Source organism: Haloarcula hispanica ATCC 33960 (assembly GCF_000223905.1).
GTDB lineage: Archaea > Halobacteriota > Halobacteria > Halobacteriales > Haloarculaceae > Haloarcula > Haloarcula hispanica.
The window spans coordinates 1,409,491-1,434,890 of record NC_015948.1 but is presented as its reverse complement, the minus strand read 5'-3'; the positions used below and the strand labels follow the sequence as shown (position 1 = coordinate 1,434,890).

28 protein-coding genes are annotated in these 25,400 nt (G+C 65.1%); 14 read left to right on the top strand and 14 right to left on the bottom strand.

From position 1 onward, the window contains the following. Positions 1-9: 9 nt before the first annotated feature. The 7 genes from HAH_RS07295 to HAH_RS07265 all read right to left on the bottom strand — a co-directional run bounded on the left by HAH_RS07295 (position 10) and on the right by HAH_RS07265 (position 4,917). Positions 10-684, bottom strand: a complete 675-nt coding sequence (locus HAH_RS07295; RefSeq protein ID WP_014040334.1) for a DUF2110 family protein — start codon at positions 682-684, stop codon at positions 10-12. Continuing rightward, on the bottom strand, positions 684-1,214 hold the full coding sequence (gene tfe / locus HAH_RS07290) for a transcription factor E (protein WP_004592762.1): 531 nt from the start codon (positions 1,212-1,214) through the stop codon (positions 684-686). The genes HAH_RS07295 and tfe overlap by 1 nt, the downstream gene beginning before the upstream one ends. A gap of 191 nt (positions 1,215-1,405) precedes the next feature. Then, positions 1,406-1,657 carry a hypothetical protein gene (locus HAH_RS07285; protein WP_014040333.1) on the bottom strand — a complete coding sequence of 84 codons (252 nt, stop codon included), beginning with the start codon at positions 1,655-1,657 and terminating at the stop codon, positions 1,406-1,408. A 96-nt stretch (positions 1,658-1,753) separates the two neighbouring features. Next, on the bottom strand, positions 1,754-2,311 hold the full coding sequence (locus HAH_RS07280; RefSeq protein WP_014040332.1) for a dihydrofolate reductase: 558 nt from the start codon (positions 2,309-2,311) through the stop codon (positions 1,754-1,756). After that, positions 2,308-3,660, bottom strand: a complete 1,353-nt coding sequence (locus HAH_RS07275) for a sulfatase (protein WP_044951828.1) — start codon at positions 3,658-3,660, stop codon at positions 2,308-2,310. The genes HAH_RS07280 and HAH_RS07275 overlap by 4 nt, the downstream gene beginning before the upstream one ends. Before the next feature lie 58 nt (positions 3,661-3,718). After that, entirely contained in the window at positions 3,719-4,258 is a 540-nt protein-coding gene (locus HAH_RS07270) for a tRNA (cytidine(56)-2'-O)-methyltransferase (protein ID WP_014040330.1), read from the bottom strand. Beyond that, complete coding sequence (locus tag HAH_RS07265) at positions 4,255-4,917, bottom strand: DsbA family protein (protein WP_014040329.1); 663 nt, start codon at positions 4,915-4,917, stop codon at positions 4,255-4,257. The genes HAH_RS07270 and HAH_RS07265 overlap by 4 nt, the downstream gene beginning before the upstream one ends. Before the next feature lie 117 nt (positions 4,918-5,034). Between HAH_RS07265 and HAH_RS07260 the strand changes: the two genes are divergently transcribed. Further along, the gene (locus tag HAH_RS07260) at positions 5,035-5,961 is read left to right on the top strand and encodes an NAD-dependent epimerase/dehydratase family protein (RefSeq protein WP_014040328.1); all 927 of its coding nucleotides are present in this window, start codon (positions 5,035-5,037) and stop codon (positions 5,959-5,961) included. 8 nt (positions 5,962-5,969) lie between these two features. Here the strand turns inward: HAH_RS07260 and HAH_RS07255 are convergent, their stop codons facing one another. Then, positions 5,970-6,425 (bottom strand): YbhB/YbcL family Raf kinase inhibitor-like protein, encoded by a 456-nt coding sequence (locus HAH_RS07255; protein WP_023843259.1) that lies wholly within the window; start codon positions 6,423-6,425, stop codon positions 5,970-5,972. Between the two features lie 48 nt (positions 6,426-6,473). Between HAH_RS07255 and HAH_RS07250 the strand changes: the two genes are divergently transcribed. The 4 genes from HAH_RS07250 (at position 6,474) to HAH_RS07235 (ending at position 9,305) form a co-directional block, all read left to right on the top strand. After that, on the top strand, positions 6,474-7,256 hold the full coding sequence (locus tag HAH_RS07250) for a DUF2797 domain-containing protein (protein WP_079891612.1): 783 nt from the start codon (positions 6,474-6,476) through the stop codon (positions 7,254-7,256). 77 nt (positions 7,257-7,333) lie between these two features. After that, positions 7,334-8,350: a DUF7490 domain-containing protein gene (locus tag HAH_RS07245; RefSeq protein ID WP_023843257.1), complete on the top strand. Its 1,017-nt coding sequence runs from the start codon at positions 7,334-7,336 to the stop codon at positions 8,348-8,350. Then, positions 8,343-8,645, top strand: a complete 303-nt coding sequence (locus tag HAH_RS07240; protein WP_014040324.1) for a hypothetical protein — start codon at positions 8,343-8,345, stop codon at positions 8,643-8,645. The genes HAH_RS07245 and HAH_RS07240 overlap by 8 nt, the downstream gene beginning before the upstream one ends. Positions 8,646-8,870: 225 nt before the next feature. After that, positions 8,871-9,305: a hypothetical protein gene (locus HAH_RS07235; protein ID WP_014040323.1), complete on the top strand. Its 435-nt coding sequence runs from the start codon at positions 8,871-8,873 to the stop codon at positions 9,303-9,305. A gap of 150 nt (positions 9,306-9,455) precedes the next feature. Here the strand turns inward: HAH_RS07235 and HAH_RS07230 are convergent, their stop codons facing one another. Both HAH_RS07230 and HAH_RS07225 read right to left on the bottom strand, forming a co-directional pair. Further along, positions 9,456-11,702: a hybrid sensor histidine kinase/response regulator gene (locus tag HAH_RS07230; RefSeq protein ID WP_014040322.1), complete on the bottom strand. Its 2,247-nt coding sequence runs from the start codon at positions 11,700-11,702 to the stop codon at positions 9,456-9,458. 158 nt (positions 11,703-11,860) lie between these two features. Continuing rightward, positions 11,861-13,480, bottom strand: a complete 1,620-nt coding sequence (locus HAH_RS07225; RefSeq protein WP_014040321.1) for a long-chain-fatty-acid--CoA ligase — start codon at positions 13,478-13,480, stop codon at positions 11,861-11,863. A gap of 134 nt (positions 13,481-13,614) precedes the next feature. Here HAH_RS07225 and HAH_RS07220 point away from each other — a divergent pair, with 134 nt between their 5' ends. Genes HAH_RS07220 through HAH_RS07200 form a run of 5 tightly spaced genes read left to right on the top strand, consistent with a single transcriptional unit; the run spans position 13,615 to position 18,303 of the window. Beyond that, complete coding sequence (locus tag HAH_RS07220) at positions 13,615-14,574, top strand: 1,4-dihydroxy-2-naphthoate polyprenyltransferase (RefSeq protein WP_014040320.1); 960 nt, start codon at positions 13,615-13,617, stop codon at positions 14,572-14,574. Further along, complete coding sequence (locus tag HAH_RS07215; RefSeq protein WP_014040319.1) at positions 14,571-15,617, top strand: mandelate racemase/muconate lactonizing enzyme family protein; 1,047 nt, start codon at positions 14,571-14,573, stop codon at positions 15,615-15,617. The genes HAH_RS07220 and HAH_RS07215 overlap by 4 nt, the downstream gene beginning before the upstream one ends. Further along, positions 15,610-17,133: an AMP-binding protein gene (locus HAH_RS07210; protein ID WP_014040318.1), complete on the top strand. Its 1,524-nt coding sequence runs from the start codon at positions 15,610-15,612 to the stop codon at positions 17,131-17,133. The genes HAH_RS07215 and HAH_RS07210 overlap by 8 nt, the downstream gene beginning before the upstream one ends. Before the next feature lie 54 nt (positions 17,134-17,187). Then, entirely contained in the window at positions 17,188-17,925 is a 738-nt protein-coding gene (locus HAH_RS07205) for an NRDE family protein (protein WP_014040317.1), read from the top strand. Between the two features lie 27 nt (positions 17,926-17,952). Beyond that, positions 17,953-18,303 (top strand): helix-turn-helix transcriptional regulator, encoded by a 351-nt coding sequence (locus HAH_RS07200; protein ID WP_004517952.1) that lies wholly within the window; start codon positions 17,953-17,955, stop codon positions 18,301-18,303. A 21-nt stretch (positions 18,304-18,324) separates the two neighbouring features. Here the strand turns inward: HAH_RS07200 and HAH_RS07195 are convergent, their stop codons facing one another. Beyond that, a complete protein-coding gene (locus HAH_RS07195; protein WP_014040316.1) occupies positions 18,325-19,278 on the bottom strand; it encodes a 1,4-dihydroxy-2-naphthoyl-CoA synthase in 954 nt (317 codons plus the stop codon). Between the two features lie 95 nt (positions 19,279-19,373). Between HAH_RS07195 and HAH_RS07190 the strand changes: the two genes are divergently transcribed. Together HAH_RS07190 and HAH_RS07185 are read left to right on the top strand one after the other, a co-directional pair. After that, entirely contained in the window at positions 19,374-19,688 is a 315-nt protein-coding gene (locus HAH_RS07190) for a hypothetical protein (protein ID WP_044951827.1), read from the top strand. 58 nt (positions 19,689-19,746) lie between these two features. Continuing rightward, positions 19,747-20,700, top strand: coding sequence for a J domain-containing protein (locus tag HAH_RS07185; protein WP_014040314.1), 954 nt, complete (start codon positions 19,747-19,749; stop codon positions 20,698-20,700). A gap of 4 nt (positions 20,701-20,704) precedes the next feature. On the opposite strand, the gene menD is transcribed toward HAH_RS07185, so the two are convergent. Then, positions 20,705-22,483, bottom strand: a complete 1,779-nt coding sequence (gene menD, locus HAH_RS07180; protein ID WP_014040313.1) for a 2-succinyl-5-enolpyruvyl-6-hydroxy-3-cyclohexene-1-carboxylic-acid synthase — start codon at positions 22,481-22,483, stop codon at positions 20,705-20,707. Beyond that, entirely contained in the window at positions 22,480-23,817 is a 1,338-nt protein-coding gene (locus HAH_RS07175; protein WP_014040312.1) for an isochorismate synthase, read from the bottom strand. Before HAH_RS07175 ends, menD begins: the two co-directional genes overlap by 4 nt. A 267-nt stretch (positions 23,818-24,084) precedes the next feature. On the opposite strand from HAH_RS07175, the gene HAH_RS07170 reads away from it, so the two are divergent. Next, positions 24,085-24,300, top strand: coding sequence for a ribbon-helix-helix domain-containing protein (locus HAH_RS07170; protein ID WP_004517946.1), 216 nt, complete (start codon positions 24,085-24,087; stop codon positions 24,298-24,300). A gap of 71 nt (positions 24,301-24,371) precedes the next feature. Continuing rightward, positions 24,372-24,653 carry a UPF0058 family protein gene (locus tag HAH_RS07165; protein ID WP_004517945.1) on the top strand — a complete coding sequence of 94 codons (282 nt, stop codon included), beginning with the start codon at positions 24,372-24,374 and terminating at the stop codon, positions 24,651-24,653. 80 nt (positions 24,654-24,733) lie between these two features. On the opposite strand, the gene HAH_RS07160 is transcribed toward HAH_RS07165, so the two are convergent. After that, entirely contained in the window at positions 24,734-25,252 is a 519-nt protein-coding gene (locus tag HAH_RS07160; protein WP_014040310.1) for an Lrp/AsnC family transcriptional regulator, read from the bottom strand. Positions 25,253-25,400: the final 148 nt, after the last annotated feature.

The following is a 25,400-nucleotide window of genomic DNA, read 5'->3' as shown; positions in this document are numbered from 1 at the left end:
GCTCGAAAGTCAGGGCACGATTGCCAGCAGCTCCGACGGCATGTACTGCCCGATGTCGGCGAGCAGCCCCGGCGGGTCGGTGTCCGGGTTGCAGATGATGCTCTGTTCTAACAGGCCGATGCGTTCGACAGTGACGATGTCCTGTGCGTGGCCGGCGCGGTTGACCGTCGCTCGCGCCTCGGAGCGCGTGACGCTGTTCGCGTTGATACGACCGTTGTCGCCACGGGTCCACTCGTAGAGTCGGTCCTGTTCGACCTCCGCGAGGCGTGCTGGGTCGCCGGCGACGAACCGGAGCGGAAGGTGCTGGACCAGTCCGAACCGCTTCCGGATCTGGCTGGGCGTCCCCTGCCCGAGACCGAGCTGATCGGCCGGAATTCGGACCGTCTGCCCGAAGCCGACATCGAGGACGAAGCCGTCCTCGTCCCAGCTATCGAGCGTTCCGACGTACGTCTCGCCGTCCTCGTGGTCGGCGACCATCTCGCCGAACTCCTCGCGCAGCAGGTTCTTCGCGACCGTCTCGTCGGGGCCGTCGACGGTCACTGACGGGAACTCGTCGTCCCGGAGGCCGATGTCGTACGCCACGTCGAGGTCACCGAGTTCGTTGCCGACCATCGAGCGCAGGCCGTCGAGCGTACGGTCCCGGGCGTCGCCGGCGACGTACACTTTTGTACCGAGGACGACCATCAGGCTTCCACGTCCACGTCAGCGTTCAGTTCGTCTCTGAGCTCCTCGATGCGGTTCTCCATCGCGGTGACGAGACGGGTGTTCTCCATCGTCTCGACCTGATTACCACATTCGGGACACTCGAAGCCGAACTCCATCGCCTCACCGAACTCGAAGCGGATGCCGCAGTGTTCACAGAGGTAGAACTCGTTTTCCCGCTCGTACTCGCGGCGCTCTTCGAGGCCGTCGAGCAGGCGGTGCATCTCCTCTTGCAGTTGTTCGGGGATCTTCTCGTACTGGAACGTCCAGAGGTACGTGAGCCACCCGGAGTCCTCGTCGCGGAGCCGACGATAGGTCGCGAGGTCGTTCTCGTAGAGAATAAACAGCGCTCTGCGCACGTCGTTCAGTTCGAGCCCGAGCTCCTCGGCCAGTTCCTCGTCGGTCACTTCGCCGTCCGGCGGCGCGGCGGCGACCGGCATCCCTTTCGGTCCGACCAGCTCGTGGAGGTACTTCTGTATGACGGGGTCCTCCAAGAGTTCCTCAAAAGCCATTACCCGCACATCCGGGAGTCATGTGGTTAAAACCATCGGGTCGTCCTCTCTCGAACGCTGACGCAGAGGCCGGGGCCATGATGCTGTCGGGGAGTTCCCGATGTGCCCGCAAACGGGCCACAACGACGGACAGCAGTCCCTTTGTAATACCACCAGCACTGGAACCCGTTGCGACGACCTCGACAACCCCGCTATTCGATTTTCTCGACCGAGGTCCGGCAGGAGGAACAGGTCTCTTTGTCGATAGCGACGAAGACGGAGTCACAGGAGGGGCACTCGTAGAGATTCGATTCAGGTCCGTCGGCCGCGTCCGTACCGCTATCCCCGGCAGAACTGGCCTTGACTCGTTTCTCCGTCACTGCTCCGGCCTGTGGTCCGCTGTCCGACTGCCGTTTCCCACCCGAGAGTACGTCCGATACGGATTTTTTGATTTTGTCTAGCATCGCGAGTTGTTACAATATACTAGTCACTTGTATTACTTTAATAGCTGTGATTTCCCAGACAGTGACAACTCTAGTCGGTTTTCCCCTGATGAACAGTCAGAGGTCGTCGAGCGGTCGCGGCGACGCCTGTTCGTATTCGATAACGTCGAACCCGTCGTGGAACTCCCGGGACAATTCCGTCCATTCCGCTCCCAGGTCCGGGAAGTAGCGGTCCCCCTCGTTTCGCTCGTGGATGCGGCTGAGAAAAATCCGGCCGGCAAACGGGAGAAACAGGTCGTACACCGCCTCGCCACCGATGACGTAGGTGACGGGTGGCGAGTCGCTCGGTTCGGCTGAGTCGTCGCCAGCGAACGCTTCGGTTGCGCCAGCGCGGGCGGCGGCATCGACGGCTATCTGCGGCGTCGTGGCGTACTCGACCGTCTCGGAGTCGGCGCTCCGGCTATCATCGGTCGTCAGAACGACAGTGTAGCAGTCAGTTAGCGAGTCCATCGAATCGAACGTCCGGCGGCCGAGGATGACCGGGTGACCCGCGATGCGGTCCTTGTACTGGCGCACGTCCTCGGGATAGTGCCAGGGGACGCCGCCGTCCAGGCCGATGACGTTGTTCTCGTCGGCTGCGACTACGAGGACTAGTTCGGTGTGGGGTGCTGTCATTTGTAACCAAGTGCCTCCAGCCGGTCGTCGAGCGCCCCGGCAAACTGTGTGTCGGACGCGTCCTCGAACTCGGTGTAGCCATCGAGTAGCGTCGCGATATCCACGTCGGCGTACCGGTCGCTGTCGAAGTGGTTCCGGACGACAGTGGCGTCGATATCGCGGTCCTCGACCGTGCCGCCACAGCCCTTGATGACGGATTCGTGGGCACTGTCGCCCCACGCCGCCCGCTTTCGGACCTCGTCGCCGGGCCGGTCGTGGTAGACCAGTCGGGCGTGCTTCGCAAAGGGTGCGGCGTCGCCACAGATCCGTTCGGCCTCCTCGCGCATCGCCGGGCCGATGGGGGCCTGGGACGCGACGACGGTCCCGTTCGGCGAGGCGAACGCCGGGCCGTCCGCGTTGCCGTCGCCGAGTGCCATCGCGCGGACGGCGTCGGGGAACCGGCTGAGCGTCGCCAGGTCGGTGACGCGGTGTCCCTCCCGCTGGCCGGGGGCACGGACGACGAGTGGGACGTGATACATACTGTCGTGAGTCCCGATGCGGTGGCTGACGGCCGGCGGTTCCTCGGGGATTGCCGTTGGCTCGCCGAAGCCCTCGCCGTGGTCACCGGCGAAGACGACCAGCGTGTCGTCGAGGACGCCCTGTTCGTCCAGTCCGCGGATCAGTGTCTCGAAGATGGCGTCGGCCTGCCGGACCGCGCCGTCGTATATCTGTTCGAGAATGCCGGCAAAGCCAAGCGACAGGTTCCCGGAGAGGAACTCCCAGTGCCACTTGAACCCCATCGACTCCTGGAGTTCGCGGGAGCGCTCGTCGCTCCACTCGTCGTAGTCGGCGAGCGGTTCGTACGGGCGGTGGGTGTCCATCAGATTGATGCAGGCGGCCCACTCGTTCTCACGCTCGTCAATCCACTCCAGCGTCCGGTCGGCGTACCAGAAGCCGTTGGGCCAGTCACCCAGCGAGCCGTTCGTCTCGTAGGCCGAGTCGTACTGCTCGGGTGAGCCGATGGCCGTCTGGAACACCTCGTCGAGCCCCGACTCGTGGTCGGTCAGGAACGGATTGTCGGAGAACAGCCCTGTGTCATAGCCCGCTTCAGCCAGCTCCTCGAAGATCGTGTGGCCGGCGTCGAGTCTAGCGGTGTGGTCGACGCCGTGTTCGTGGGTCTCGTGGCCCGTGAACATGCTGACGTGGCTGGGGACGGTCCAGTTGCTCGGGCTCCGAGCCTGCGTGTACACCGTCGCCTCCTCGGCGAAAGCGTCGAGAAAGGGCGTCGTCTCCCGGCGATAGCCCAGTACGGAGGTGCTCCGGGCGCGGAGACTGTCGGCGACGACGACCAACACGTTGTGACGCGACATCTGCACCACAGTTAGCGTCGAGCGATAAAAGGCCCGCGGCACAACTGCGTGGGTATCGCTACTCGTCGGGGTCGACGACTCGTTTGCCGGTTTCCTGCGGGACGACGACTCTCTCGGGGTTCTCCCACTCGCGGTCCAGTTCCCGGCCCTCGAAGAGGCGGTCGAGGAAGACGGCCAGGGAAGCGACCTCGGAGTGTGGCTGGTTGGTGACGCCGACGTTCCAGTCGGCGTGTTCGTACACTTCGAACGGGACCTTCTCTGCGCCAACGACGACCAGCAGCGGTTCCTCGGTGTGGGCCTCGCGGACATCACCCTCGATATCTTGCACCGGTTCGCCGTACATCGTCAGGTGGACCACGCGGCCCTCGAAATCACGGATGAGCCGCTTCGGTTTCTCTGTCGAGGCCACGTCGAAGGGGCCGCCAAAGCGGTCGGTGATGTCTATCACCGTGTCGGCCTGATTGCGAGCGGCGTTGGCCAGCACGACTTTGTCAGCCCCGAGCGCGCGTGCGGTGAGACCGACGTGGGTCGTCATCCGCTCGTCCCGGCCGGGCCGGTGGCCCAGTCGAAGCACCGTCACCTGCGGCGACCCTTTCATCCGTCGCTCCGTGCCGCTTCGATAGCCGACCGAACCGGCTCGTAGGCGATTTCGCTCCACTCGACCCGCTCGTCGTTGACGAACACGGTCGGCGTCCCCTGGACGCCACGGTCGATACCGGCGTCGCGGTCGCCGGAGACCGTTGGACGGTACAGTTCCCCCGTCGCGGCCGCTCGAACCGTTTCGCCGTCGACGTCCAGTCCCTCCGTCAGTTCGGCGTAGGTGTCCGGCCCCAGCTGGTTCTGGTTCGCAAACAGGCGCTTGGAATACGTGAAGAAGGCCCCGTCGCCAACGTTGTCCTGTACGGCGCGCGCCGCGCTTGCGGCCTGCCACGAGATTTCCTCGTCGACCGGAATCGGGAAGTCGTGGTGCTCGTAGCGGACGGTTCCGTCAGCGAGGTAGTCGTCGCGGAGTTGCGGGAAAACGGATTCCGAGTAGGTCGCACAATGTGGACAGGCGTAGTCTTCGTACACCGCAACGGTCACGTCGGCCTCGGGGTCGCCCGCAACCGGCGTTGAGAGCGGTTGGCCCGGGAGCGGCGTCGGCGTCTCCGTTGTCCCGGCTGATTCCGACTCCGAGCTACCGCCGGCACAGCCGGCCATCGCGCCGATAGCGCCGACGGTGGCCGCCAGCAGCCCGCGGCGAGTGAATCGAGTCATAGCCGACTCTCACAGGGGAAGCTATAAAACGACGTTGTCATCCGTTACTGGGGTACGGATTCCCCTGGAATCGGCCGCGACCACAACGTTTTTTCTCGCATGGGAAGCATCGCACCTATGGACGTATCAGAGAAGCGAATAGTCGTCACCGGCGGGGCGGGCTTTATCGGGTCGCATCTGGTCGAGCGCCTCGTTCTGGACAACGACGTAGTCGTCGTCGATAACGAAGCGAACGGGCAGTCCGAGTGGGTCCACGAGGGCGCGACCTACCTCGATGGAGACCTCACCGATCCCGACGTCGTCGCCGAGGCCATCACCAGCGATGTCGACCTCGTCGTCCACCTCGCGGCGTCGAAACTGGTCGACACGGACACGCCCCGCCGACAGTTCGAGGACAACAGCGACATCACCTACAACATCCTCGAACGGATGCAGGAAGTCGGCGTCGAGAACCTCGTGTTTACGTCGTCATCTACTGTATACGGCGAAGCGCCGCGGCCGACTCCGGAGGATTACGCGCCGCTCGAACCAATCAGCGTCTACGGCGCGACGAAACTCGCCGAGGAGTCGCTCGTCTCGACGTACGCCCACAGCCACGACATCCAGTCGTGGGTGTTCCGCTTCGCCAACATCGTCGGCCCCCGCCTGCGCGGCGCGGTCATTCCTGATTTCATCAAGAAGCTCACCGAGGACCCGTCGACGCTGACGATTCTCGGTGACGGCCGTCAAGAGAAGTCCTATATGCACATCTCCGAGTGCATCGACGCGATGCTGTTCGCCGTCGAACACGCCGACAAGGACCACAACGTGTTCAATCTCGGGACGCGGACCACCACGTCAGTCGACCGCATCGCCAGCATCGTCGCCGACGAGATGGGCATCAACCCCGAGTACGAGTACACCGGCGGTGACCGCGGCTGGACGGGTGACGTGCCGCGAATGCGCCTCTCCGTCGACAAGCTCTCGGCACTGGGCTGGGAGCCCGAACAGTCGAGCGACGACGCGGTGCGGCAGTCGACCCGCGAACTACTCGAAGAACTCTGAGCGCGGCGTCAGGCCGGGTACGTACCGTTTAATTGTGCTTTTTCGACGACGTGGCCGCTGGCCGCGTCGTATACGTCGTCCTTGTCCGCTGCCGGGGAGAGGTCGAGCGTCGTGTCTAGCGCGTACAGCAGGAACCGGTACGTGTGCTCCCGGTCCGGCGGGCTCGGACCGCCCCAGCCGACCTCGCCGAAGTCGTTCTGTCCCTCTGTGGCCTCGTCGGGTGCCCATCCCTCTGGAATCCGGTCGATATCCGGCGGGATGTTCCAGATGAGCCAGTGGTCCCACACCTTCCCGGCCGGCTCCTCGGCGTCCGGGTCGTCGACGATGAGGAGGAGCGACGACGCGGCTGACGGGACGTTCTCGACTTCCAGCGGGGGGTTCGTGTTCGCTGCCGAGTAGCCGTGTTCCTCGGGGATGCGCTCGCCGTCGTCGAAGGCCGGACTCCGGAGCTGTAGGTCTGCCATGTCGGGAGATATGACAGACAAACACAAAAACGTCGTCCCGGCAGCCATTTGCGGCTCCGCACCGAACCGCCGGACGTGCAGGTCGTGGGCTACCATGCGCGGGTCGACGAACACGCCGCGCTCCTGTTAGCTGAGGACGGGAGCGTCACTATTGAGCGACTGGACCCGGGAACCGAACTCTCCTACACGCTCGGCGAGCGCCACTGTGCTGGCGCGGTTGACGGCGATCGACATTTTCACTGCGACAACGACCCCGCGCCGTACTGCCCGGAACACACCGACATCTGGCCGTGTGCCCGCTGTACCGGGGACTGCAACAAGCCGCTCGAAACGTGTGACGAGGAACACGCGGTGTATCTGGCGGCGTTCGCATCGGATACCGTCAAGGTCGGCGTCACCCGCTTCTGGCGACTGGAGACGCGGCTCCGCGAGCAGGGGGCCGACAGGGCCGCCCACCTCCGGACCGTCGCCGACGGCCGAATCGCCCGGCAGGTCGAGGCCGACATCGCCGTCGAGTTGGGAGACCGGGTCAGAGTTCCCACGAAGATATCGGGATTCGACCAGTCCGTCGACACGGACTGGTGGGCGTCGCTCTGTGAGCGCTACGACCCGCTGGCGACCTACGACTTCGAGTACGACCTGTCCCTTTCGGACCGTCCGATGGCCGAAACCCTGGCGACGGGGACTGTCCGGGGGACGAAGGGGCGAGTCGCTGTGCTTGAGAACAACAGCAGCGTCTACGCCGTCGACCTCCGACAGCTCGTCGGCTACGAACTCACAGACGGCGGAACGGACCGCAACCTCCAGTCGAGTCTCGGTGCGTTCAGGTAACACGCGAGACTGGCGTCGCTGTAATCCGTACTTGTCCGTGCAGAAGACATTTAGTGGCGGCTGTTGCCCATCCTCGTGTGCGACGTGAAACCCTCCTGACCGGTGGCGTGGTCGTGGTCGTCCTGACCATGCTCATCGGTGCAACAGCGGTCCCCGGCGCGCTCTCCGAACCACAGGACGACGTTCGCGAGAGCTATCTCGACCTCCGCGAGACGACCATCGAACCGGCGTCGGTCGACGGCCAGACAGTGACGCTCTCTATCGACGCCCGGCTCTCGCACCGCGGCGGTCCCGCCGAGAACGTCACCGTCGAGACGCGGGCCATCGACGCGGACACCGGCCTCGTCGCGACGACGACGCGGCAGTCAGTCGGCACAATCGAAGGGGAACGAGAGGTATCGGTGCGGTCGAACATCACGGTCGAGCGGGCAGGCGGCTATCGTATCGACACAATCGTCTACGAGGACGGTGACCGCGTCGAGACCGGTCAGCAATCGGTCCAGAACGTCGACGCGCTCACGCCGGCGTACGCCCGGAGTAGCGTGACCTTCCAGCGGTTCGAGAACGCCGGCGTCCCGCTCGATTCCATCACCTACCGAATCGACGGCGTCTCGGACAACCGGACGACACTGAACGTCTCAGTGTACGTCACGAACGCCGGCAACGACCCGTCTGATGACCTTTCGCTCCGGCTCCGGGCGCGGCAGGCCGACTCGAACGTCATCGCCGACGAGTCGACCGTGCGGGTCGGCCAGATTCGCCCCGGCCGGACGGAAATCGTCAGAACCCAGCTGACGGTGCCTGACGGCTACAACTACTGGCTCGACGGCATGCTGCTCTCCGACGGCGTCATCGTCGGGACCGAAAGTTCCCCGGCGAACCTCCATCCGACGGAGCGCCTCCAGGAGAACGAAACACGACAGGAAGTCGGCTTCCAGTCCAGCGACTTCGAACGGGACCGCCCCGAAGAACGAGAGATGGACGAACCACGGCAGACGATGGCTGAAGAAGGTCCCGGCTTCACGGCGCTGGCCGGCCTGATTGCGGTCCTCGCAAGCGCGCTCCTCATCGCACGGAGACAGACCAATGAGTGATACCTCCAACACCGACACAGTGGCACAGGATATCGACGCGGAGACCGGCGACACTGTCGGCGAGCCAGACGGCGACTCTGGTCCGGCGATAGCTATCTACGCGCAGTGGGCGGTGTTCGCTATTCTCACGCTCGTGGCGCTCATCGCGACACTGCAGTTCTACTTCTCCGCGTCGTCGGCGATTGATACGTTCGTGACTGACAGGTATCGGCCACTGTTCAACGCGGCGTTCAACCTCGCCGTGGTGCTCGCCTGTGGCCTCGGCCTCTCGGTGCTGGTCCGACGGCTCGCCTGAGCCCGGCACCATCCATGTCAAGCGCCCGCAGTCGCCGTTTCACTGTTCCGAGGTCTCAGGCGAGTTGCAGCGCCATCGCTGATATGAGTTCGGCTAACTGTACCGGGGCGACGAACCCCCCGAAGACAGCGCGATTCTCCGGACCAGCGCCCCCGCTGACCAGCTGTCTACTCGGGCTATCTCTGGACGGCAACCCTTTTCAGCGGGCCAACCAAAACCGGGCGTATGGCAGACGATGAACCCGAAAACGCTGACGAATCGGCGGACGCGACCGAGGACGGCGGCGAGGAGAAGTCCTTCCGCGAGCGGGTCGAGGAGATCCGACAGCAGCGCGCCGAGGAGCGCGAAGAAGGCGAGGGCGACGGCAAAGAGATGAGCCGCGAGGAGCGCATGGAAGAGATGATGGGCGGTGGCGGTGGCCCCGGCGGCATGGGCGGGGGCAACCCCTTCGCGCAGATGATGGGCGGCATGATGGGCGGCGGCCCCGGCGGCCCCGGTCCGGGCGGCCCCGGCGGCATGGGCGGCGGCCCGCCAGGGCAGCACGAGGAATCGGGCGGCAACGACAACGAGGAACTCACCCGTGAGATGCGAAAGCTCCGGGACGAAGTCCACGACATGCGACGCTCGCTCGACCGCATCGCCGACGCGCTCGAAGACTAACGGAACACGACTTGCCGACGTTTTTGCAGACAAACGAGGCAGAGACATCTCCTCCAGATAGATCGCGTCCGCTCACCATCGAACAGTGGCGAGGCGACGACCGGCTCCCAGTGAGTGCCAGCAAAACCGCAAACGACTCCTCGACAGTCGCTACACCTCGTCAAACGAGACGCCGGTAACCTCGAAGCGTGCACCACCGTCCGCGCTATCGCGAACGTTGATTTCCCAGCCGTGGGCCTCCGCGACCTTCCGGGCGATACTGAGCCCGAACCCGGTCCCCTCCGTGCTCGTCGAGTAGCCGACTTCGAACACGGTGTCGCGGTCGGCTTCGGGGATGCCGGGGCCGTCATCCGCGACGTAGAACCCGTCGTCTACCGCCCCGACCGTCACGGTTACGTCCGCCCCGGCGTGCTCGACCGCGTTCCGAACGAGGTTCTCGAATAGCTGTTTCAGACGGCTCTCGTTTGCCAGGACGGTCCGGTCGATGTCGGTGACGAGCGTGGCATCGGCTGTCTCGACGTTCGTCCAGCAATCTTCCACGAGCGATGCGAGCGCGACCGGTTCGCGGTCGGTCACCGTCTCCCCGTCCTGTGCCAGCGTGAGCAGGTCCGTTATCAGCGTGTCCATCCGCTCGTGTGCCCGCTCGACAGCGGCCAGATGCTCGCTCTCGCACTCCTCGCGTGCTAGTTCCAGTCGTCCCTCGGCGACGGTCAGCGGATTCCGCAGGTCGTGGGAGACGACGCTGGTAAACGCTTCGAGCCGGTCGTTGTGCTGTTCGAGTTCCTGCTGGTGGTCGCGCAACTGTTCGGTCCCTTCGACCTGCTTGAGCGCGCTGGTGACGTGTCCGGCCAGGATCTCACCGAGGACGACGTCCCGCTGGTCGAACGCCGCGGCCGTCTCCGAACCGGCCAGCAGGATTCCGTGCTCGCCGAGCGGGAGATATAGCTCGCTCTTGATCGGCGTGTCCGGGTTGTAGATGTCGGGGTCGGCATGGACGTCATCGACGGCGAGCGCGTCGCCGGACTCGTAGACACGCCACGCGATGCTGCCTCCGGGCGTGAAGGTCGGCAAATCGTCTAGCAGGTCGTATATCGCGTCGGACGCGGCGACCGGTTCGAGGGTCCGGTCGCCCTCGTCGTAGAGGTGGATCGTGTTCGCTTCGAGCCCGAGCACAGTGCACGCCGTGTCGACGCCGATCTCGGCGACTTCCTCGCGTGTGTCTGCCTGAAGGAGGTTCTGTACAGACTCACTGAGAGCTCTGAGGCGGTGTTCGTGTTCCTTCCGTTCAGTAATGTCCTGCTGGAACCCGACGTAGTTGACGACTGTTCCGTCGTCGTCGCGGACTGGGGCGATAGTCACCTGATTCCAGAACATCGTTCCGTCCTTCCGGTAGTTCCGGAGTTCGACCGACACGGGTTCGTCCGCGTCGATGGCCGCTCGCATCGCGTCGACTGGCTCTGACTCGGTCTCCTCACCCTGCAGGAACCGGCAGTTACGGCCATACACCTCCGACTCCGTGTAGCCGGTCAGTTCCAGAAACTGCCTGTTGGCGTAGGTGATCGGGTTATCATCTTGTTCGGGGCTGGTAATCGTGATCCCGACCGGTGCCTCGTCCATGGCACGTTTGATCCGGGAAAGTTCCTCTTCGCCGTCTCGCTGGTCGGAGATATCCCGGACAGTACAGACCAGTTCACCGCGGTCGGTCCGCGCGAGTACGTGGTCTTCCGTGAACGTGCTCCCGTCGGCACGGAGCCCGGTCGTCGTCCCACTCCAGTACCCAGTTTCATCGACAGTCGGGACGATCTCGTCGTAGATTCGCGGGATGTCCTCCGCCTGATACAGTAGCTCCCAGTGCTCACCGACCATCTCGTCCGGTTCGTAGCCGTAGAGGTCGGCGTAGGCTTCGTTGACGAAAATGAACGTCCCGTCTTCGTCGAGAATGCTGATTCCTTCCTGTGCGGTCTCGATGGCGTCGAGTTGGCGGTTGCGCTCGCGTTTGACGCGCTGTGACTCCACAGCGTTCGTGATTCTGTTCGCGAGCACCGCGTACTGGTCGGTGCCGCTTTGTTTCTGTAGATAGTCGGTGACACCGGCCGAAATCGCATCGCTGGCGATCTCCTCCGAGCCTTTGCCGGTGTAGAGAATGAAGGGGAGCGAACCGTACTCCTCGCGAACGGTTTCGAGGAACTGGATCCCGTTCCGGTCAGGCATGTCGTAGTCGGAGACGACGCAGTCGATGTCGGTGTCGGTCAGGATTTCCAGTCCCGCCGCGACGCTCGTCGCGGCCTGCACGTCCAGCCGGTCGTCCTCGCGTTCGAGAAACGTCGCCGTCATGTCGGCGAATCCCGGCTCGTCGTCGACGTGGAGAATACGCATCGTCCCAGCGATATCAGTCATAACTTTGCCCAGTAGTCACACATTACAGGACGCCGAATTAAAAGACCGTCTCTGTACTCAGAAGGTGACATATCGACGCCGTTAATGGTCAGTCTGGACTATATCTCGTCCCGAAGAATATTACACCTTTCTGATGTTTTTCCGTCTGTTGGCTGTTTCTATCCCTGGCCGACCATCTCGTCCTCGTCTTCCCACTCCTGTTCGCGGAGTTCGTACTTCTGGACTTTCCCGGTCGCTGTCGTGGGTAGTTCCTCGACGAACTCGACGCGGCGGACGACTTTGTAGGTTGCCAGTTCCTCTCGGGTGAAGTTCCGGAGATCCTCGGCCGTCACGCCCGGGTTGTCGGGGTCACCGGAGTTCGGGACGACGAAGGCCTTCGGCGTCTCGCCCCACTCGTCGCTCGGCGCGGGGATAACTGCGACATCGCTGACGGCGTCGTGTTCGTAGAGGGTGTCCTCCAGTTCGATGCTGGAGATGTTCTCGCCGCCGGAGATGATGATGTCCTTCTTGCGGTCGCGGATGGCGATCATGCCGTCCTCGTCGACTGTCGCCAGGTCTCCCATGTGGTAGTAGCCCTCGACGCGGTCGGAGAAGGCCTCCTCCGTCTGTTCGGGCTTGTTCCAGTAGCGGTCCATCACCTGATTGCCGCGGACGACGACTTCCCCCAGCGTCTCGTCGTCGTGTGGCACATCGTTGCCGTCCTCGTCGACAACCCGGACATCGGTCCCGAGGTAGCCGATGCCCTGGCGCTTCTTGACGCTGAAGCGGGCGTCGCTGCCGTCCTCGAAGAAGCGGCGAGCGTCCGAGGTCGTGACGAGCGGGCCGGTTTCGGTCGCGCCGTAGACGTGTTTCAGGTACCAGCCGAAGTCGTCCTCGACGGTTCGGATGACGGCCTCCGGCGGCGCGCTGCCGGCCGTCGCGATGCGCACGTCGTTGGCACCGGTCGTCTCGATCTCCCCGTCATGGTCCTCGTAGCGGTCCGCAAGGATGTTCAGCACCGTCGGCGCGCCACAGAGATAGGAGACGTCCTCGGTCCTGACGGCGTCGAAGATGCCCTCGGCGTCAACGCCGCGGGTACAGACGTGTTTCGCGCCCATGCCGGTAACCGAGAAGATGTGGCCCCAGCCGTTGACGTGGAACATCGGCAGCGTCCAGAGGTACACGTCGTCGTCCGAGATCTCCTGATGGAGCGCGACAATGTACGCGTGGAGCGTCTCCGTCCGGTGGGTCCGGCAGACGCCCTTCGGGTCGCCGGTGGTCCCCGAGGTGTAGTTGATGGTGATGAGGTCGTCCTCGTCCATCTCGGGCCGCTCGTAGTCGGTTCCCGCCTCCTCGATGATTTCGTCGAAGGACTCCCAGTCGCCGTCGACGGCATCCGTGTCGTTAGTAACGAAGATGTCGGTGGGCACCTCGTCACGGATCGGCTCGATCTTGTCCGCGTACTCGTAGTCCGCGTAAACGGCGTCGACTTCGGCGTCCGAGAGGATATATTCGAAGTCGTCCGGCACGAGCCGATAGTTCAGCGGCGTGTGGACCGCACCCAGTTGCATGGTCCCGTAGGCCGCTTCGAGCTGGTAGTGCGTGTTCGGGTCCAGCACGGCCACCCGGTCCCCCTTCTCGATGCCACGGGCGGCCATCGCCGCCGAGAACCCGTCGGCTCGCTCCCCGAACTCGTCGTACGTGAAGCGTTCACCGGTCGTGGCGACGACAGCCTCTTTGTCCCCGTAGTATTCCCGCGCACGGTCGAGAAAATCCGTGGTCAGCAGTGGCTTATGCATCTCAGACTATCGTATGGTTAATCATGATAAAGTGGTTGTGATACACCCCTGATCTTGCTGTCACGCGACGGGTCATATTTCGGGTATCGGTCGAACCGCAGTCGCTTTGGGGATAGCGTCCCCAGATTTCACCAATGAGTACAGCGACGGCGGACGTCTCGAAGCGGCAGGCGTGGGTGATGGCCGCGCGGCCACAGACACTACCTGCCGGGGCCGCGCCGGTCATCGTCGGGATGGGGCTGGCAGTCCACGCCGGCGTCTTCGCTCCATTGCCGGCGGTCGCAGCGCTTGTGGGCGCGCTGCTCATCCAGGTCGGAACGAACTTCGCGAACGACTACTACGACGCGGTGAAGGGGGCCGACACCGACGAGCGCGAGGGGTTCACCCGCGTGACGGCTGGCGGTCTCATCGACGCCGACGAAGTCAAACGAGCGATGATCGCGACCTACGGGCTCGCCGTCGTCATCGGTGTTTATCTCGTCGCCGTCGGCGGCCTCCCCATCGTCGTCGTGGGTCTCTCGGGTATCGCCGCCGGGATTCTCTACACCGGCGGTCCGTTCCCCTACGGCTACCGCGGTCTGGGTGATCTGTTCGTGTTCGTCTACTTCGGCCTCGTCGCTGTGACCGGCACGTACTACGTGCAGGCCGTTGCGAGCGAAAGCGGCGTCGGCACGTTCCCGATGACGCTTCCGGCGGGGTCGGTCACTGCCGCCGCCATTACAGCGAGTCTCCCGGCGGCCGGCCTGTCGACCGCGATTCTCGTCGTCAACAACATCCGCGACCGGGAGACGGACCGCGCCACGGGCAAGAAGACGCTGGCCGTCTATCTGGGCTACGGGTGGAGCCGCGTCGAGTTCCTCCTGATGGTCGGGATGGCCTACGTCGTCCCGGTCGTGTTCGCCCTCGACAGCCAGTACGGCCTGCCGGCACTGGCCCCCCTGCTGACGCTACCACTGGCGGCGATTATTTCGAAGACAGTCCTCACACAGACCGGCGGCGACGCATTGAATCCGACGCTCGAACGGGTCGGGCAGACGCTCTTTGTCCACTCCGTCCTGTTCGCGCTGGGACTCGCCGTCCCACAGCTACTATGAAGGTCGACCCGTTCTCGCTCCCGCTGTCGAGTCCGCTCGCCACCGCCCGCGAGACCATCAGCCAGCGCTCGGGGTTCGTCGTCCGCTACGACCACCGCGGCGAAACGGGTGTCGGCGAAGCCACGCCGCTTCCGGGCTGGACGGAGTCGGTCGACGACTGCCAGCGCGGGCTCAACGACGCTGCCACGGTTGCAATTGACGGCGGCCACACCGACATTCTCCTGTCGCTGGACGCCGCGTCCGTCCCCGCCGCCCGACACGGCTTTGCGACCGCGCTACTGGACGCCGACGCCAGAGCCGACGGCGTGCCGCTGTACCAGTGGTTCGAGCCCGACAGGCGATGCGACCGGGTCCCGGTCAACGCGACGGTCGGCGACGGGTCACCGGCCGAGACAGCCGACGCCGTCGAGCAGGCGGTCGAGGCCGGCTACGACTGCTGTAAGCTCAAAGTGGGAAAGCACACCGTTGATGAAGATGTCGCGCGCGTTCGGGCCGTCCGTGAGCGCGTGGGCGACGACGTGACGCTTCGCGCCGACGCCAACGGCGCGTGGTCTCGCAAGGAGGCCGCTAACGCCTTCGACCGCCTCGCGCCGCTGGACGTGGCCTACGTCGAACAGCCGCTTCCGGCCGACGACCTCACCGGGCACGCCGAATTGCGGGGCTCCGGGGTCGGCGTTGCGCTCGATGAATCCCTCGTCGACCGCCGGGTCGACAGCGTCCTCGATGCCGACGCAGCCGACGTGCTGATACTGAAGCCGATGGTGCTGGGCGGCCCCGGCAACGCCCACACGCTGGCACTCCGGGCACGCGAACAGGGTGTCGAGCCGGTCGTCACGACGACCATCGACGCCGTCGTTGCCCGCCTCGCGGCGCTGCACGTCGCCGCCGCGATTCCCGACGTGGCCGCGTGCGGTCTGGCGACCGGCGACCGACTGGCGGCCGACCTCGCGCCGGACCCGACGACAGTAACGGATGGTGCGATGTCGGTCCCCCAGTCGACCGGTCTGGGAATCGATCCGACAGAGGTGGGGACCGATGCGTGACCCCCTCAATTGGCCGACACAGGACCTCGTAACGCACCGCGCCGACACGACACCCGACCGAACGGCGATGGTCGCGGCGGCCTCCGGGAACGCGGTCACCTACCGGAAACTCGATGCTGCCGTCGATGCGGTGGCTGCCGAACTCGACCGGCGGGTCGACGCCCCGGACGCCACCGTCGCGACGCTCCTGCCGACACGGCCGGCAGTCGGGACGCTCCTGTTTGCGGCGATGCGACTGGGGGCGACACTCGCGCCGCTGAACGTCGAACTCGACGCGGCGACGCTCCAAAGCCAGCTCTCGACAGTTGACGCGGACCTGCTGGTCTGTGGAGACGGCACCGCGTCGCTGGCGGCCGACATCGACGGCTGTCCCACCGTTTCGGTCGACAGGGAACTGTCAGCGGCTGCCGTCGCCGACGAGACAGCAGCGGCGGGTTCGGCTGATGAAACAGCCACCGACGTGACCCCGGCACCCCTCTCCCGCACGGACACCCAGCTGGTCATCTTCACCTCGGGGACGACCAGCGAGCCGAAAGGCGTCCGACTGACCGTCGGCAACCTCGTCGCTAGCGCCGTCGCGTCGTCGTACCGCCTCGGCGTGCTTCCGGATGACCGCTGGCTGGTCTGCTTACCGACCTACCACATGGGCGGACTGGCTCCGTTCATCCGGAGCGCGCTATACGGCACTGCGGCCGTCGTCCAGCGGTCGTTCGACGCCGACGCGACACAGCAGGTGCTCGCGGAACACGGGGTGGCGGGCGTCTCGCTGGTGCCGACGATGCTCTCGCGGCTGCTGGACGCTGGCTGGGAACCACCGGCCTCGCTTCGCTTCGTCCTGCTCGGTGGCGGGCCGGCCAGCGAGACGCTCATCGAACGGTGTCGGGAGCGGGACGTACCGGTCTATCCCACCTACGGGATGACCGAGACGGCGTCACAGATAGCGACGGCGCGGCCCGAGACAGCCTTCGAACACGCCGGCACCGTCGGCCAGCCGCTCGTGTTCACCGACGTGACGGTCGTCGCTGACGGGGCCGCCTGTGACCCCGGCGAACGTGGCGAGATAGTCGTCGACGGCCCCACTGTGACGCCGGGCTATCTGAACGGCGACGATGACGCGTTCAGCGACCACGGCTTTCGGACCAGCGACATCGGCTACCGGGACGCGGACGGCCACCTCTGGGTCGAAGGCCGTGTCGACGACCAGATCGTGACCGGCGGAGAGAACGTCGACGCGTCGACGGTTGCTGACACCATTCGCGAACACCCGGCAGTCGAGGACGCGGCCGTCGTGGGACTCGCCGACGAAGAGTGGGGCCAGCGCGTCGCTGCACTGGTCGTCGGGAATGTATCGCCCGAGGCGGTTCGCGACCACTGCGCCGAGCGACTCGCCGCCTACGAAGTCCCGAAGACGGTGCAGGCTGTTGATTCGCTCCCACGGACGGCCTCAGGGACCGTAGACCGGGCCGCCGTCCGGTCGCATTTCGGGACTGCCAGCGAGTCGAACGAATCGGCATAGCGGATTGGGGCTCGCGGCCAAGCGGTTTTCTACGTCGATAGCGTATGCAGTCCCGTGTGTACAATCGTCCTCGCGTGGCAGGTCTTCGATGACACGCCGGTCGCGGTCGCGGCGAACCGCGACGAGCGACTCGATAGGCCGTCACAGCCGCCACAACAGCGCCACTGGGGGAGTCACGTCGTCGCGCCGGCCGACGAGGAGGCCGACGGGACGTGGATCGGCTACAACGAACACGGCCTGCTGGCGGCGGTGACGAACCGCTGGGTCGACGCTGACTTGGCCGGCGACCGCTCGCGCGGCCTGCTTGTCCGGGACGCGCTGAGTCACGAGAGCGCGGAGTCCGCAGCGCGCGCCGTCGAACAGGCCACCAGAGCGGCCGAGTACGCGGGGTTCAATCTCTTGCTGGCTGATGAGAACGCCGCTGTCCTGCTGGAATGGGACGGCCAACTCGCAGTCCGGAACTTCCAGCCCGGCGTCCACGTCGTCGTCAACGTCGGGGCGGACGGCGACTACCGGATTCCAGCCCACCGACCCGACGCGGGCGAGGAGCAAGCGAACAACGCGACGCGGTTGCGCGAGGCGCTGGTTCCGGAGCCCGGCGAATCCGCCGGCGAATGGATGGACCGTGCGGGCGACACCATCAGCGACCACGAGTACGGTGTCTGCGTCCACGGCGACGGCTTCGGCACGCGGTCGTCGTCGCTCATCACGCTTGGTGCCGACAGGGAGTATCAGTACGCAGATGGGCCACCGTGCCGGACGCCCTACCGCCCGGTCGAAGGTCAGATTTAAGCGGCCGTCTCACGGTGTACACAATACATGAGTTCAGCAGCGTCGGAGGCGGACCTTTCTGACGGCGAGCGGGCCGGGCTCGAACTGATTCGGGAGTCCGGTGGCATCCACCAGAGTGACTTCTGGAAGGAACTCGACGTCTCCTCGCGGAAGGGGAGTCGCATCGTCGAGTCCCTGTTCGAGAAGGACCTCATCCAGCGCGAGGAGACGGTGTACGAGGGGCACAACACGTACTACCTGACGCCCGCGGCCCGCGACCTCGACTTCTCGCTTCTGATGGCCGGTGACCAGCTCTCGCCGTTTATCGGCGACGAAGAGGTCGACCCCCACGACGACACCTTCTCGCAGTGGGTCATGACCCTCGCGTACGAGGACTGACCGACGGTTACGCGGCGTGCGTTAGTAGTGCCACGGCACGTCGTCGAAGTCCGGGTCGCGGCCCTCGTTGAACGCGTCCCGCCCCTCCTGGGCCTCGTCGGTCATGTAGGCCAGCCGCGTCGCCTCCCCGGCGAACACCTGCTGACCGACCATCCCATCGGAGTCGAGATTGAATGCGTACTTGAGCATCCGCATCGCCGTCGGTGACTTCTCGTTCATGCGCTCGGCCCACTCTATAGCAGTGTCCTCAAGGTCCTCGTGAGGAACCACGTCGTTGACCATCCCCATGTCGGCGGCTTCGGCGGCGTCGTAGGTCTTGCCGAGGAAGAACACCTCGCGGGCCTTCTTCTGGCCGACCTGTCGCGCGAGATACGCCGAGCCGAAGCCGCCATCGAAGCTCCCCACGTCGGGGTCCGTCTGAAGGAACTTGGCGTGCTCCTCGCTGGCGAGCGTGAGGTCACAGACGACGTGCAGCGAGTGGCCGCCGCCGACGGCCCACCCTGGGACGACGGCGACGACGGGCTTTGGGATGTGGCGGATCTGGCGCTGGACTTCGAGAATGTGGAGGCGGCCGACGTTCTCCGGCGCGTCATCTTCTACGCCGTCGCTCGTCTCTCGTGGGTCGCTTTGCTCCCCGCTCGCTGTGTCCGAGTCGCGTGGCGACTCGCTGTACTCGTAGCCGCTTTCACCGCGAATGCTCTGGTCCCCACCGGCACAGAAGGCCCAGCCGCCGTCCTTCTCGGAGGGGCCGTTCCCGGTCAGGAGGACACAGCCCACGTCAGTCTGGCGCTTGGCGTGATCCAGTGCCGTCGCGAGTTCGTCGACCGTCTCCGGGCGGAAGGCGTTGCGCTTCCCCGGTCGGTCGAAGGCGATACGCACCGCGCCCGTGTCGGTCGAGCGGTGATAGGTGATGTCGGCGAAGTCGAACCGGTCGATGGCCGTCCACCGCTCCGGGTCGAATAGTTCAGAGACCATACCGTGGCTCGGGACGGCCCTCGCAAAAAGATTCCTCGTACGGACTGTCACAGCGGAGGAAACCCTTTGGTGTCGCGCACCTGAACCGACTAGCGATGCCCTCCACATCGAACAAGAAAGCAATGGTGGGGATACTCGCGGGCCTCTCCATCGTTGTTGTCCTGTACAGTCTCATCATCGTCCAGCAGATTCTGCTCGGACTGATCGTGGCTGTGGTCCCATGGCTCCTGTATCTGGTTGTACGGTTCATCCTCACGCTCGAACGAATTGCCACGGCGCTGGAACGACTTGCGACAGCGCGCGCCCGTGAGTCGGAGTCGGCTGGGTCTGGATCCGCTGGAGACTACCAGCGACCGTCCGAGTCGTACGAACGCGGTACGGAGACCGAAGGGGGCGTCGAGAACGAGTGATTGAGTGCGGTAGCTGGCAGCGAACGTCGGTCGCGCGCTTACAGGTGTTACGCCCGGCATGACGGAGACGTTCTACGAGGTACTGGGCGTTTCAACCGACGCCTCGACGGCGGCTATCGAAGCGGCGTACCGGGAGCGGCTGAAGGAAACCCATCCCGACGTGAGCGACGCGGCCGACGCCGGCGAGGCGACACAGCGACTCATCGAGGCCCGCGACGTACTCACCGACGAGGACGAGCGGGCGCGATACGACCGGGTGGGTCACGACGCCTACGTCGCGGGCGAGAGCGATATAGCGGACGGCGGCGGCAGTGACGCGGCCGAAGCGGCACGGCGCGCGGGCTACGACGGGTCTGCGTCGGCCGGCGACCGGGCCGAAGCGAGCACTGACCGCAGTACATCTCGGACGAGCGCCCGGGAGCGGGCACGCCGCGAACGGGCCGCCAGGGACCGCGTCGCAGAGGACAGACACGAGCGCTCGACGGACGACACTGATGCGTCGTCGAGCGACGACAAGTCGAGCGAAACGACCAGCGAGACGGCGACAGCGTCTGAGTCAGATTCGGGCTGGCAATCCGGAACCACCGCGACCAGTGGCTTCAGCGACAACGCCGGCGGCGGTGCCACCTGGAGTTCGTCGTCCGCGTACTCTGTCCGCCAGACCGACACTCCCTCCCGCGGATCGCTTTTGGAGAAGCCAACCGGCCGGGGGCTGACACTGTTTGCCATTACCTTTGCGCTCTATCCGGTAATGCTGTTCAGCGCGCTGCTCCCGGCGTTCCCGCTGTGGGTCAATCTGACAATCGGGGTCTGCACCCTCTTCATGATCGGCTATCTCCAGTCCGAGCCCACTATCGCGATCATGGTATTCGGGAGCTGGAGCCTGACGACGACGGTGCTGCTGGTCACGCTGAACATCAGCGCGTTCTCGCTCATCGGGGCGCTCGCACTGTCGGGGACGTGGCTCCCGTTCGGACTGTCGCTGTTGACGGCGTCCGTGTTGCGGCTCTGAAAAATCAGTCGCCAGCGAGGGTTTCGGCGACCCGTTCGGCAAGCCGGGCTCTGACCGCGTGGCTGTCGCCCGCGTCGAACTGGACCTCGATGACTTGTGTCCCATCGGCTCGGACCGACTCGCCGAACCGCTCGCGGAACTGCCGGCGGTCGGCCACCCGCTCGAACTCCAGCGAGTAGAGCGCCTCCGTCGGCTCGAAATCGAGCCCGTGTGGCGTTCGGAACTGGTCCTCGAAGGTGGGGTGGTCATCGATTGGGAGCATGTGGAAGATGCCGCCGCCGTCGTTGTTGAGCAAGACGACCGTCGCGTCCACCGCACAGCGACCGAGCGCGAGGAGGCCGTTCATGTCGTGGTAGTACGCCAGGTCGCCGGTGACGAGCACGAGCGGGTCCGCCGTCGCGCTCCCGGCCCCGAGCGCCGTCGAGGTGATGCCGTCGATCCCGCTCGCCCCGCGGTTTCCAAGCACGGTCAGGTCGGCGTCACGGGGCCGGCCAAAGCGGTCCATGTCCCGTATCGGCATACTGTTGGAGACAAACAGCGTGGCCGGGTCCGGGGCCAGCGCGGCCACGTCAGAGAGGACGCCGCCTTCCCAGTAGGTTTCCGCGGCGGTTTCGCTCACGGCGTCCCAGTGGGTCTGTTCCGCCCTGGCGAACTGTTCGCGCCACGACGCCGCAACGCTACCCAGCGACCCTGCCGCGAGCGCATCCGCGGTGGCGTCGGGGTCGGCAACGAGCAGGTCCGTCGCCGTGAACTCGGCCTCCGACCAGCCGCCGGCCGGGTCAACGAGGAACTGCTGGCAGTCGGCGTCCCGGAGGTAGTGACGCAGCGGCTTCGAGGTCGGCGACGCGCCGAAGCGGACGACGGCATCGGGGTCGCTCCACTCGTCGACGCCGTCGCTTCCGAGATAGCCGTCGTAGCCGCCACAGACCGGCACGTCGAGCCGGTCGACGTGCGGGCCGAACCGCAGGTCCGACAGCGGATCCGCCAGAACGGGGAAGCCCGTGGCTGTTGCCAGCCGTTCAAGCGACTCTGCGCTGAGTCCCTGGTCGGCCGGCCCAGCGACGATGAGGCCTCGCTCGGCGGACCGAAGCGTGTCCTGTACCCGGCGCACCGTCCGCTCGTCCGGCGCAGCGACGCCCTGGCTCGTCGTGACGAACGGGCCGTCGCGGCCAACCTCGGCCGCGTCGTCGCCGCCCGCCCAGCCAGCGGGAACGCCCGCCGGGTCGTCATCTGGCATCGGCGTCGGCTCCAGCGGCTTCCGGAACCGACAGTTCAGGTGGACCGGCCCCGGGTCGGCGCCGGTGCTCTCTGCGAGCGCGCGGGCCGCGGTGGTCCGCAGCATCCGAATCTTCCGTGGCTCGGCCTCGGGTTCGGGCATGTCCCGATACCAGCGGACGGCGTCGCCGTACAGTTTCTCCTGGTCGACGGTCTGGTTTGCTCCGCTGTCGATGAGTTCCGGCGGTCGGTCCGCCGTCAGCAAGAGTAGTGGAACGCCTGACTGGTTCGCTTCGATGACCGCCGGGTGGTAGTTCGCCGCGGCAGTGCCGGAGGTACAGACCAGCGGCGTCGGCTCACCCGTCCGGCGGGCGCGACCCAGCGCGAAGAAGGCCGCCGAGCGCTCGTCGAGGTGGGAGAACACTTCGATGTCGGGGTGCTCGGCGAATGCCACCGTCAGCGGCGTCGAGCGACTGCCGGGCGAGAGACACACCGCGTCGACGCCACCCGCGGCGAGTTCGGAAACGAGCGTCTCCGCCCACAGCGTGTTGACGTTCGGGGCGGTCATTCTAGTTCGTCGAGTATCGGCCGGTATTTGAGCTGGACCTCGTCCCACTCGCGGTCGGGGTCGCTGTCCGCGACGATGCCCGCGCCTGCAAAGAGCGTCGCCTCGCGCTCCGTGGCGACAGCCGAGCGGATGCCGACGGCAAAGGTCCCGTTGCCGGCGGCGTCGACCCAGCCTATCGGCGCGGCGTACCAGCCGCGGTCGAACGCCTCCGTCTCGCGGATAGTCCGCAGCGCCGCGTCCGGCGGCAGTCCGCCCACGGCCGGCGTCGGGTGAAGTGCCTCGACCAGCGAGAGGACGTGCTCGTCGTCGTCGAGTTCGGCCGTTATCGACGTGCGGAGGTGCTGGACCGTGGCGAGCCGGCGGACGGTCCGGTCGCCGATGCGGACCGTCGAGGCGAACGGTTTCAGCTGGTCCCGTATCGCGTCGGCGACGAGCTTCTGTTCGTGACGGTCCTTCTCGCTGTCGAGGAGTTCGGCGGCGAGCCACTCGTCCTCGGCGGGCGTGTCGCCCCGCCCCGTCGAGCCAGCGAGGGCCTCCGTGCGGACGGTTCGCCCGCGGACCGACACCAGCCGCTCCGGCGTAGCCCCGAAGAAGGTGCCGCCGGAGTCGGGCGACAACATGAACCGGTAGCAGTCCGGGTACGTCTTCGACAACCGGGCCATCACGTCCGGGACCGATAGCTCCGCGTCCAGTGTGGCGCTGAGACTCTGGGCGAGCACGACCTTCTGGAGCTCGCCCCGGTCGATACTCTCTGTGGCGGCCGCCACCTGCTCGCGCCAGCCGTCCTGTGTTGGCGTGCGCTTCCGGTGTGAGATTCCCGGCGGTGTACCCGGATTGCGCTCGGAGTCTGCGACCAGCCGGTCGCGCCACTCCTCAAGCAGCGTCTCCGCTTCGGTCGCGGCCTCAGGTCCTGTCGCGACCGTTGTGAGCCAGGCATCGTCGTCCCTTCTGGTTACCTGTATTTCGGGGAGGAAAAACGCCGCACTGGGGAACCCATCCCAGGGAGAGTCCTCTCCTTCATGCGTTCCGTTGTGGAAAGCGAACCCGCCGAACGCTCGCGGTCGAGCGACGCTCGGGAGGTCGTCGGGAACTGAGCAGTCAGCGAACAGCGCTTCGACCGCTGTCCGCACGTCGTCGAACCGCGACTGCCCGTCGGCAGTCACAGTCGCCGCGCTCCCGCGGGCCGCGATTGACTCTGTACCGGCCGCCCAGAAGAACCGGGGGCGAGCGTCCGTTTCCAGTACCGCCCGCACCGGTGCATCGTCGAGGCGACACCCGCGTGCGACGACCGTTGTCTCACCAACCGTCGTCTCGTCACCACGCAGTGGTTCCATCAGCAATGCCTTAGGATTGCGTACCTTTGAGCCTAACTATACGCTCGATTCTGCGTAGTCGGAATCAATCGGACGGACACGGTGGAACTGTCGATTTCACGCCGTTCTGGCCCGCCACGTACTCTGCCGGCTATTGGTTCAGATTCGCGGAAATTAATCTCCGAGTTTACGAATTTCCTATCACGGTTCTACAATTGTAATTCTGCAATCTGCGAACACACCCCCGTCAGGTTTAAATAGGGCATAGTCGAAGCCCCCTATGTTGCGATGCCTAAGGTAGAGATCAATATCCCGGAACACCTGGAGATGCAGATCGCGCAGCTCGTCGAGAAAGGCGAGTTCCTCAACCGCGAGGAAGCCATCGAGGACCTCCTGTCGACCGGGCTCAAGGCGTACAAAACCTCCGGACCACAGGACGAAGACGAGGAGCCAGGGTTCGAAGAAGACGGCATGATGGGCCACGACGACGAGTACGTCTTCTGAAAATACGGGCGTGAGCGTCTGGTATCCCTTCTCAAGCAATTCTTATGGACGTGCCACCGCATACTATAGCTATGCACAAAGACGAGCTTCTCGAGCTACACGAGCAGATGGTGACGATCATGGAGTACTTCCGCGACGACATGGACTCGGTCGACCCGGACCTGTTCGACGCGTATCAGGAACTCGACGTGCGGCCATCGGACGTACACAAGTCAAAAAGCGAGCACAAACACGCCGTGTTCGTGCTCGGGAACTCCCTGGCGACGGCGATGAGCGAAGACGAGTTCTCGGACGCGGGCCGGGTCAGCAAGCGAATGAAGGAACTGGCCGAGGACGCCGAGCGGAAACTGTAAGCACGACGCTATCGAGTCGCAGTCTCTCTCGTCTTTATCTCGATCTGTCTTCCCTTGGTTACGATCGCTCTCCCCCTTGGTTACGACCGCTCCCCGTCGAGTTCGGTGAACAGCTCCGGGTCCGTCTTGAATTTCAGGACGTTGTGGACGACTGAGTTCCGGATGTTCTGAATCACGTCGCCGTGGTCCTTGTAGAAGTCGTGTATCCAGCGGGATTCGGCCGTCCGACTCGGGAACATCATCACTGACTTCCACTGATATTCGCCGTCGGAGAGGAAGTAAAACAGCGTGTGTCGGTCGTTGCGGATGGCGACCATCGCGTCGTGCCAGGAGTCGGCGAAATGCTCGGGGTTGAACTTGAACTCGAACAGCGCGAAATTGAACAGTTCCTCGTTCGGGACGATTGTCTCCCGGAAGACGCCCGCGTCACGCATCTCCCGGATCGATTCGCTGACCGTCACATGGGACACGTCGATGCCGTACTCGGACTCCAGCAAGTCCGCAAGCTCGCGGGACGACCGCTGTGGGTCCGCCGAGAGTTCGCGCAGAATGTACATGTCCCGCTCGCTGAACTCCCAGTCCGGGGGGTCGTCGGTCATGCTACAGTCGCCCTCCACTTGTGGGTGAAAGAGCGGGTAGTCGTGGTTCCGGTCGATGCTCGGTCCGGTGTGAGATGGATCGTAGCTGGCATCTGTCTTTCCGGTGGTGGCCGGGTGGACCAGTCCTGACGCTGGTCACAGCAATCAG